Origin of the sequence: Sphingomonas sp. S-NIH.Pt3_0716 (assembly GCF_003950715.1) — a bacterium.
Classification (GTDB): Bacteria; Pseudomonadota; Alphaproteobacteria; order Sphingomonadales; family Sphingomonadaceae; genus Sphingobium; species Sphingobium yanoikuyae_A.
This window is the reverse complement of sequence record NZ_QLJK01000065.1, coordinates 1-8,328: the sequence shown is the minus strand read 5'-3', so window position 1 is coordinate 8,328 and position 8,328 is coordinate 1. Positions and strand designations below refer to the sequence as shown.

Sequence of the window (8,328 nt, the reverse complement as noted above, 5' to 3'; positions counted from 1 at the left end):
CCACGGCGAATGAACCGCGCTTCAACCCTACCTTTCGCATCATTGCAACAGGCGCACGCGGGGGCCAGGTTGCCCCCGTCATTGCTTCCAGCCAGCGCCAGCGCGACGATGTGATCGACCACCCGCGCAGGGGTTATCCGACCGTCGTGTCGGCAGTATCGACAAAGCGGTTCCTGGGCGAGAATGCGGGCGCACAGGCGCCGATATGCGCTGGAATGGTCACGCAGATGGGCCGATCCACCCAGGCGCTGGGCGGGCTTCTTATGGCCAAATATCGCGGGTATTTCGGGCATCACGTATTTAACGCAATGTGGTTGGACGGCCCCAACCGCTGAACGACGCAACCGGGGTAACGATCGCGCCTGCGGGACCGCCCGACTTCCCTCTATGCCTCGAACACCTTCGAGTCAAAAAATTGGCCCGACCAGGGAGACGATCGGGCCAGCTATTTTTCGCCGCTGCTGAATTCGGAACGCCGGGAAATGGCGATCTCTTGTGCAGCCGGTTTGCACCATAGTTCCGAAGATAATGTTAAAGCCCGCTGAAAAATGCGGGGTCAAAAAAATAAGCCAATGCAATTCATCTATAAATTATCGGATAGGTAAAATATCTACCTATTACTCGATCACCAAAATCCAATATATTATATCAACGAGAAAACTTTACGAACTCTAGTGGAGAAGGTCGAACCATCATGCGTAAATTGGTGCCGCCGATGGTGACAATTTTTCTATTGGCGTTTCCCGCCCAAGCACAACGGTCGCTGCCACCTGCACCGCCAGGAGGTGGTCCAATTGAGAGGGTGGTGGATTCCGGAAATAAAAGCTCCGGCAGCGGAAAAGCGTATTCGGAATGGTATACGCTATGCAGCGATCCGCTTCCAATAGGATACGTGATAGTTTCCGAAGAATTTAGGTTAGAGGGGCATCGTCATTGCGGCTCCTGGGCAAATTGTCGCATTTCCCTGAAGCAAAGTAATAAAGTCTGTTATGATTTTCAGATGCAAGGACACGACCGGTCTCCTGACAAAATTTATTATAGCAATGGAGTTTTGTCGTATCGGGCCGAACGTCAATAAAATCCGCATTGGAGCGGAAGGATCGGCGCTACCCCGTCGCTGCACCGGTGGTTCCGGCCATCGCTTGCTTCATCCGCGTTTTATTTAGCCTCGCCACGCACCATCCGCGCACCAGCGTCGTCGATGGCACTGTTTGGCAGGATCGGGACGGTCAGACGGTCGCGGACAGCCTGGTCGCGGAAGGTCATATAGCGAAGCTGGTAACCAGGAAGCGGCCGGGCCAGCCCAAGTTTCACCCACTGATTACGGGTGCGATATTCGTGGCTGACACCAAGGTCGGCACAAAGATCGGCCATTCGTGGACTGGACCAGTGCGCCTCCATCGACATCGCTGCCATCCGCACCCCATTTGAGAATTCGAAGATGGTTCTGTTGGGCCGGATTCCGGTCAAGTCGAAGCCTGCGGCCCTGTAGATCGTGCCATCCCCGCTCTGTGTCGCATCGCTGTAGCTGATTATCCATTCGATGTGCGGATACCTCGCGAAGATCAGTTTCCGCGCAACGGCGAGACAGCGACTTTCGGAATTTCGGGGCAGGCGTTCGTCCAATGCGAGGCGGTTTAGCTCCAGAAAATTCGACCATTCCGTGTCGCGAACCAGGCCGATGACCTTCGATTTGTCGAGTGGCGGGCCGAAGCTGGCAACACCAAGGCATTCGGGGCCAACAAACGCCCCCAGGTGAAGCTGGCTGTTTCTGACCCATTTACCGGAATAATGAAGCTGAGCGACCATGGCGTTCGCATCCTTCGACGCGATCGGCATCAAGCGGATATCTTTAGCGCTGATGGTCATTTCGTGGGGCGCGGGCCGGACGGCAGGATCGGCCAATCGATTGGGGTGATGGTTCGCATCAGATATTTATGCGAGGGCCTTCCGTTCCCTAAACGTTCCCCCGTATAATCGTGGGATGAATCAGGACGACCACCGCAGATATGAACGCAACCGGGCCGACGATCTCCACAAACTGGTCGCCGGGGGTTTCGCGGTGCGGATTGGTTGCAAGCGGTGCAAGGCCGAGCGGACGGTCGAGGGAAAACCATTGCTTGCGCTCTTCGTCGCTCGCCGGTGGGAGACCAATCTTATCGCCGCGAGCAACCGCCTGCGCTGCCGGTCCTGCGGGGCAAAATGGGCGTGGATGGAGGCGCATATCGGCGGCGCCGACAGCCCATCGATCGGTCCAACCAGCGATGAAGAATATAAGCGTCTTCTCGCCAGGCTACGGCGATGAACAGATGACAAGCACCGTTATACTTTGCACGTATCATGATGGATTAACCGGTCGATAAGCATCATCTGCGACACACCCCTTCAAATCCAACGATTCAAGGGGTTAATCGTGATCAAGTTCATCATTTGCGCGGCATCTGTTGCTGTTGCCGCTCCCGCAATTGCTCAAGATGCTTCGAACTTCGAGGGCGGGAAAGCCGGTATCGTGCTGGGCTACGACACGGTGAATTTTGATTATGGTTACGATGTCGATGCTTCCGAAAGCGGGATGCTGTATGGCGTCACGGCGGGCTATGACTTCGCCCTCGGCAACAGCGGTGCAATCTTTGGTATCGAAGCCGAGGCCTCGGATTCCACGACCAAAACCTCCGCGCGCGATATCCTTTTCGAGGGCGACAATCTCTCTCTCCTGGCAGACCGCGACCTTTATATCGGCGCGCGCCTTGGCTTCGCAGTAGCGCCTAATCTGCTGCTTTATGCCAAGGGCGGCTACACCAACGCCCGCCTCAAGCTCCGCTACTCCTTGGACGGCGACAGCGCCAGCATCGGCGACAATATCGACGGCTATCGCGTTGGCGGCGGCGCAGAATTCACCAACGGTTCGAACTTCGCTCGCCTTGAGTATCGCTATTCCGACTACGGCAAGTATGTGTATCGCGAAGGCGACCTTGAACTCGACACCGGCGTCAAAATGTCGCGCCACCAGGTCGCAGTTACTGGCGGTTTCCGCTTCTGAATTTGCTATGCTAATCGTCGCATTGCAGAATCAAATTGGGGGGTTAGAGTGACCAACATCAATACGCAAAATCCTGCGATGGCAGGCCTTCTCTACCAGGCAAATGCGAAATCGACGGGGGTCGCGTTTCTTCTGTGGCTTTTCTTGGGCGGCTTCGGTGGCCACCGCTTTTACGCGGGCAAGACCGGCACAGCCATAGTCCAGCTTTTGATGTCCATTTTTGGCTGGGCCACTGTTTGGCTCGGGATTGGCCTGGTGCTGCTCGCACCTCTTGGTATTTGGCTGCTGATCGACGCGTTTCTTATTCCTGGCATGATCCGCCAACATAATAACGCGTTGGTGCAACAAGTATTGTCTTAAAAGAATATCGGCCGCTATAGCGGCGACGCGACCCGCCCTTGGACGACGGTCCAGGAGCACCGGCCCCGATCATGGAAATGGTCGGGGCCATTTTCGTTTCAGGCAGGCAGCCGGGCATAGATCAGCCCCTGGTCACGATCGACCCGATCCACAATCACCTGCTGGTGGCGCGAAGGGAAAAAGATCGACGCACCCGCCACAAGGCACTCGGGCAGATGGGTGACACCGAAGGCTGACAGTCGGCCTTCAATCATTACGCGGAATTTCATCAGTGACCTCGTCAGCAGGTTTGTTCGCTGCCGTTCATTACGATTAAGTATCGATTTGGTTGCAAGCCATTGACCTCGGCAAATCTCCACTCCAAAGAACGCGCGAATTTTTTCGCAGGATTTTTATGGACTTGGGGGGAATGGTCCGCGCCGCACGAAAGGCGGTCGGGCTGACGCAGGCAGAAGCGGCAAAAAGAGCCGGGGTGTCGCCGCGCGCATTGTGGTCGGTCGAACAAGGTGGCGGTCATATGGCGACGCTCGACGCGATTGCCGCAGTTGTCGAATTTCGAATTGCGGGCCTCCCCGCCGGTCGAACAATTGGCGATCGGGTCAGGGCCGCACGGATTAAGCGCAAATGGTCAGACGCGATGTTGGCGGAACGCGCAGGCATATCAATCCCGACTGTCGGCTCGATCGAAAATGGGACCGGTCAGGTCATCGGCCTCGCGAAGGTGCTGGCTGTGCTGGCCCCTCGCATCAGGCAACGGAAGCATGAAAAGGCGGCTTGGGCCGGGGGCACCCGCGACGAACGCTTTACGCCCCGCCATTTCCTGGAGACGATCGAAGCGACATTTGGGCCGATCTCGGTGGACCCTTGCGGTCACCCGAAAAGCAACGTTCAGGCCGACCGTTACATCATGATCGAGGAGGACGGGCTAAAGACGCGCTGGAACGGCCGCCTTGCTTTCGTCAATCCACCCTACTCTGCCGGGTCGGCGTGGCTTGAGCGTTGTCATCGCGCTTGGGCAGATGGCGAGGTCGAGACCGTCGTTTGCCTGATACCGGCCAGGACGCACATCAGCGCCCATTTTCGTTTCGTCCACGGGATCGCCGACACCCTCTTTCTGAAGGGACGGCTCCAGTTCGACAACGCGGTCCAGAATGGCGGCTTTCCAATGGGGCTTATGTTGGCCTGCTGGGGTGCGTCGGACGCGCAGATAACGACCGCCATGGATCGGCTCGATGTCGCTTTGGTTCCTGGCTCATCCAGACGAATGGCTGTTCTGGCCGCCTGATCGGTCACACTGGAGTAGCCGAAATTCCAAGAAATCTCCCTGTTTTTCAATACGCGTATACCACTTTCGATTTTATTCGTTGACGCCAGAATTGAAAGAGGTATACGCTAACGCTGAATGTAGAAATCTGCATCGACCTCACGATTTTTGTTGCGCAGCCGATTCGGCGACGCTAGAGGCGTCTCCGTCAGCGCAACCCCGCGCCTTCGACATACAGAAAGCGCCACGCCATGATCACCCGACCTTCCGGCTAACCAGCCATCCCCATCACCGCCCCTGAAACCTGCGCGGCAGGCGACGGGCGGACTCTGACTTTTTGACTTAAACCAACTCGCCGGACGGCCTGCCGGGAGCGATACCCCTTTATCTGGAGACAACCCTGTGCATCTCGATATTCAGCCTGCCCTTGATTTTTGCGACATTCCGAATTCCCTTGAGGATATTTACGGCATTGCCGAACGCCTCTCCCCTTACTTGCTGATCCGGGAAGACAACGAAGGCGAAGTCTTTGTAACGATCGAAACAGACCCGGCATCTTGCGATGGCAAATGGGCGCACACCGTCTCGTTCGACAATCTCACGATCGGCGAAATCCAAAGGAAACTCGACGCAGCGGTGGAAGAAATGAAGGACGAGGACGACTTGTCGATCGCAGAACTTGCATCGCGCATTAACCGGTTCAATTGGTTCAACGGGTCAATGATCTTCCTGACTCCTGAATATCATTTCGACTGCGACAGTATCGCGCTTAGCCTGACCGTCGATATGGAGAAGATGCTTATGGACCCTGGTCAGCATTCCGCGCTCGCCGACAAATTGGCGCGCCAGGAACGCGCGGCCGAGTTCCGAATCTCCGAAACTTCTATCGTCATCGGCAACTACTATTCCGCCGCGATGGATTGGGTCGAGGCAGAGTATAAATTCCGCCTCGAAGAGAGCGCTGAATAACGCTTGTTGCTGCAACCCTGATCGAAGCGTCAGCGCCATCAGTCGATTACACTACCCGGTCGCACCCTTAACCAAATCGTTGAAATCCACATTCCAGGCGCGCGGGGCGTTCTGGACACGGGGGAGCCATATCTGATGAACAGCACGACAAAGACCATCATCGGCGAAATTCACGCCATCGCCGCTTCTGTTTTTCGCGGCCGGGCGGACGGACACTATCACCTGGACGGCGCTTCGGTGACCGTCGCAGAACGGGACGCGATCACCGTCGAGACAATCGCCCATCCATCGTTCAATGTGACGCACGTCCACATCGGCCCGCACGCCGCCACCCGCATGTTCAGCGGAGACCGCCTGGCATTTGTCGCCTGGGCGCTCCTGCTGGACGCCAATGCATCTGACGATCCGCCCGCCCATTGGTTCGACCTGGTCGAATTTCAGGCCGCCTATCTGGCGCTTCGTCCCAACATGCTGACGGGAGTGGCGACCAATGGTTGAATACGATCTTCCCGCCTGCCTGCGCGTGCGCGGTGGATGTCGAAGCGCGCCGACCGGTGACATCGTGGTGGTCGAGGCGCGGCTCAAAGACGAGGTCGCCGACTGGCTTGCCGAGAACGTGACCGGCCGGTGGGAGGCGCGCGTCGGAACCCCATCGGCGATTGTCTTCGACGACTTCGCTGACGCCGCCCTGTTCAAATTTCGGTGGCTTTGATGGTCCGCTAGGACGTGTCCCCGGCGCTAGTATCGCCCCCGGCTTCGCCGGGTCAAAATAAGGGCCAGGGGGCGTCGAGGAGGCCGAAAGGCAGGATATCGGGTTGTTCCCGTCGCAGACGGGGATCGACCCGACCCGTGACCGACGCGCAGCGTTGGGCGCGCCGCATCATGTTCGTGCGAATAATCCCGGCCCGCCCAGGCGGGCAATCATCCGTCCGCCAGGCAATCCGCAATTTCGAAATTCGCGAAGCCAGATGACTTGGTGATTTCGACATGCCGGATCATCCGCGAAGACGCTGTAGCGTTCCAGCGCCAGATGATCGGGCGCCGTGATCGCGAGCGACCACGTCACCGGCGCCTTCATCGAGACCTACGGCCTCGATTTCGACGCGTTTAGATAAATATAGATAGACCTGCCGAACTGGTATATACTTCGCATTGTTCATTTATTCGAAGAAATATGTCCCTTTTTATCCTTAATATACTAAGGATTTTTGGGGACAAATACTAGCGCGAAGGGACATTTGAATATTAATATTTTGAAAGGAAACATGACTACAATTTACTATTCTGCCGAGCGTTGCGCCGCTGGCAAATCCCACGCACAGCGCGACCGTATCGTTACCACACCGGGCCTCTACCTCCTTGCTGTCGATCGCCGCGAGATGATCGGCGAAGCCGTCCGCAAGCTCCGCGAGCAGGCCGTCCAGGCATGCACCAGCCCCGTTATCCGCGAAGTCTATAGCCGTGACCAGAACCACCCGGATGGTTCCGCGTCCGTCCGGGTCGATGTCGAGGCACTCCCGTCCACGTATACCACCGGCCACATTGTCGTCGTGACGACGCACGAAGCCCTGCGGTTATCGGACCTGTCGAGATTCGAGGGGTGGACCTGCTGCATCGACGAAGCGCCGAACGCGTTTTTCCGCGAAGAACTGGTCACCCACGCCCTGGGCAGCGCCTGGTTCGCGGCACGATACGAACTGATCCCTTCCGACGATGGTCGTCCATACGCGCAAGTGCGCGCCTATTCTGACGCGCCCGCCGCCGCCGACGTGGCCAGCGATACCATCATGCGATCGCTCGATCTTTTCCACCGTCGCGTCGTTTCCGGTCGGACGCCGGTCTACGTCGATATTCGTGCCTGGGACGAGATGGACGATCGCAAGCGGGCGTGGACCTGGCATAGCCTGTGGCTCCCCACTGAACTCGACGCATTTGACCGGGTCGAGATCGTGGCCAACGCGTTTGACGACAGCGTCACTGCGTTGATCTGGCGCAATCGTTGCCCGCGCGTCGGGTTCGTTCCCCTGCCGCCGCTGTCGGCCGCTGCGTTTGCCCATCGCGACCTGACGATCCGCTATTTCGCCGAGGCCCATGGCGCGACCGGCTACCTGTTCGACAGCACGGACGGAAAGGCCCGCCTTGGGTCGATCGGCAAGTGGATGCGCCAGACCGATGACCAAGGGCGACACCTCAACGTCGATCCTGTGAACCACATCTGGACCGCCAATCTGCGCCAAGCCGAAAAGCTGGGTGCCATGCCGGGCCAGCACCTTTCCCCGCGCCAGGCCGGAACGGACAAATTCGGCGCGCTGACGATGGCAACGATGATCTATTCCGCCAAGCCCGCGCCTTCGGAAATCGCCATCCTCGAAACGTTGGGCGTCTCGCCCGCCCAGGTCGTCAAGGCACGCGAGACGGAAGACCTTGTCCAATTCGCAAACCGGATCGGCCGCCGCGCCAACGACGATCGCCCCCTGACCATCACTGTTTACGACCGTGTCCAGGCCGAAGCACTCCAGGCCTACTTCGACAGCGTCGCCCATTTCCGCACGAACCTCGTCTTGGTCGATTTGGGCTTCGCTACCGCCGAAGCGAAGCGGGCCGGACGACCGTCGAAGCCGAAGCGCACACCCGAGGAAGAGCGAGAACATCAGCGCGAGAAAAAGGCCCGGCAGCGGGCAGAAGCGAAGGCGAA

General features: G+C 57.9%; 12 protein-coding genes. 9 read left to right on the top strand and 3 right to left on the bottom strand.

Going from position 1 to position 8,328, the window contains the following annotated elements:
* Together BRX37_RS27700 and BRX37_RS25550 are read right to left on the bottom strand one after the other, a co-directional pair.
* The coding region (locus BRX37_RS27700) for an HNH endonuclease (protein WP_486057163.1) at positions 1-293 on the bottom strand (293 nt) is incomplete at its 3' end.
* A gap of 865 nt (positions 294-1,158) precedes the next feature.
* Positions 1,159-1,869: a Mom family adenine methylcarbamoylation protein gene (locus BRX37_RS25550; RefSeq protein ID WP_125990262.1), complete on the bottom strand. Its 711-nt coding sequence runs from the start codon at positions 1,867-1,869 to the stop codon at positions 1,159-1,161.
* Between the two features lie 115 nt (positions 1,870-1,984).
* Here BRX37_RS25550 and BRX37_RS25545 point away from each other — a divergent pair, with 115 nt between their 5' ends.
* The 8 genes from BRX37_RS25545 to BRX37_RS25515 all read left to right on the top strand — a co-directional run bounded on the left by BRX37_RS25545 (position 1,985) and on the right by BRX37_RS25515 (position 6,345).
* Positions 1,985-2,305 (top strand): hypothetical protein, encoded by a 321-nt coding sequence (locus BRX37_RS25545; protein WP_017501266.1) that lies wholly within the window; start codon positions 1,985-1,987, stop codon positions 2,303-2,305.
* A gap of 108 nt (positions 2,306-2,413) precedes the next feature.
* Entirely contained in the window at positions 2,414-3,040 is a 627-nt protein-coding gene (locus BRX37_RS25540; protein WP_026109197.1) for an outer membrane protein, read from the top strand.
* A gap of 48 nt (positions 3,041-3,088) precedes the next feature.
* Positions 3,089-3,400, top strand: coding sequence for a TM2 domain-containing protein (locus tag BRX37_RS25535; protein WP_017501264.1), 312 nt, complete (start codon positions 3,089-3,091; stop codon positions 3,398-3,400).
* A gap of 71 nt (positions 3,401-3,471) precedes the next feature.
* The gene (locus BRX37_RS26980) at positions 3,472-3,636 is read left to right on the top strand and encodes a hypothetical protein (protein WP_164522538.1); all 165 of its coding nucleotides are present in this window, start codon (positions 3,472-3,474) and stop codon (positions 3,634-3,636) included.
* 173 nt (positions 3,637-3,809) lie between these two features.
* The gene (locus BRX37_RS25530) at positions 3,810-4,685 is read left to right on the top strand and encodes a DNA N-6-adenine-methyltransferase (RefSeq protein ID WP_164522537.1); all 876 of its coding nucleotides are present in this window, start codon (positions 3,810-3,812) and stop codon (positions 4,683-4,685) included.
* A 381-nt stretch (positions 4,686-5,066) separates the two neighbouring features.
* The gene (locus BRX37_RS25525; RefSeq protein WP_125990258.1) at positions 5,067-5,633 is read left to right on the top strand and encodes a hypothetical protein; all 567 of its coding nucleotides are present in this window, start codon (positions 5,067-5,069) and stop codon (positions 5,631-5,633) included.
* A 135-nt stretch (positions 5,634-5,768) separates the two neighbouring features.
* Entirely contained in the window at positions 5,769-6,131 is a 363-nt protein-coding gene (locus BRX37_RS25520; RefSeq protein WP_017501260.1) for a hypothetical protein, read from the top strand.
* Positions 6,124-6,345 carry a hypothetical protein gene (locus BRX37_RS25515; protein ID WP_017501259.1) on the top strand — a complete coding sequence of 74 codons (222 nt, stop codon included), beginning with the start codon at positions 6,124-6,126 and terminating at the stop codon, positions 6,343-6,345. Before BRX37_RS25520 ends, BRX37_RS25515 begins: the two co-directional genes overlap by 8 nt.
* 168 nt (positions 6,346-6,513) lie before the next feature.
* Here BRX37_RS25515 and BRX37_RS25510 read toward each other — a convergent pair whose 3' ends face one another.
* Positions 6,514-6,711 carry a hypothetical protein gene (locus BRX37_RS25510; RefSeq protein ID WP_125990256.1) on the bottom strand — a complete coding sequence of 66 codons (198 nt, stop codon included), beginning with the start codon at positions 6,709-6,711 and terminating at the stop codon, positions 6,514-6,516.
* 187 nt (positions 6,712-6,898) lie between these two features.
* Here BRX37_RS25510 and BRX37_RS25505 point away from each other — a divergent pair.
* Positions 6,899-8,328: hypothetical protein (locus BRX37_RS25505; RefSeq protein ID WP_164522536.1), on the top strand; the 1,430-nt coding region annotated here is incomplete at its 3' end.

What these genes read in the sequence shown, in the direction of transcription:
- BRX37_RS25550 (WP_125990262.1), bottom strand. Translation starts at nt 1,869, where the DNA reads ATGACCATCAGCGCTAAAGATATCCGCTTGATGCCGATCGCGTCGAAG.
- BRX37_RS25545 (WP_017501266.1), top strand. Translation starts at nt 1,985, where the DNA reads ATGAATCAGGACGACCACCGCAGATATGAACGCAACCGGGCCGACGAT.
- BRX37_RS26980 (WP_164522538.1), top strand. Translation starts at nt 3,472, where the DNA reads ATGGAAATGGTCGGGGCCATTTTCGTTTCAGGCAGGCAGCCGGGCATA.
- BRX37_RS25530 (WP_164522537.1), top strand. Translation starts at nt 3,810, where the DNA reads ATGGTCCGCGCCGCACGAAAGGCGGTCGGGCTGACGCAGGCAGAAGCG.
- BRX37_RS25520 (WP_017501260.1), top strand. Translation starts at nt 5,769, where the DNA reads ATGAACAGCACGACAAAGACCATCATCGGCGAAATTCACGCCATCGCC.
- BRX37_RS25515 (WP_017501259.1), top strand. Translation starts at nt 6,124, where the DNA reads ATGGTTGAATACGATCTTCCCGCCTGCCTGCGCGTGCGCGGTGGATGT.
- BRX37_RS25510 (WP_125990256.1), bottom strand. Translation starts at nt 6,711, where the DNA reads ATGAAGGCGCCGGTGACGTGGTCGCTCGCGATCACGGCGCCCGATCAT.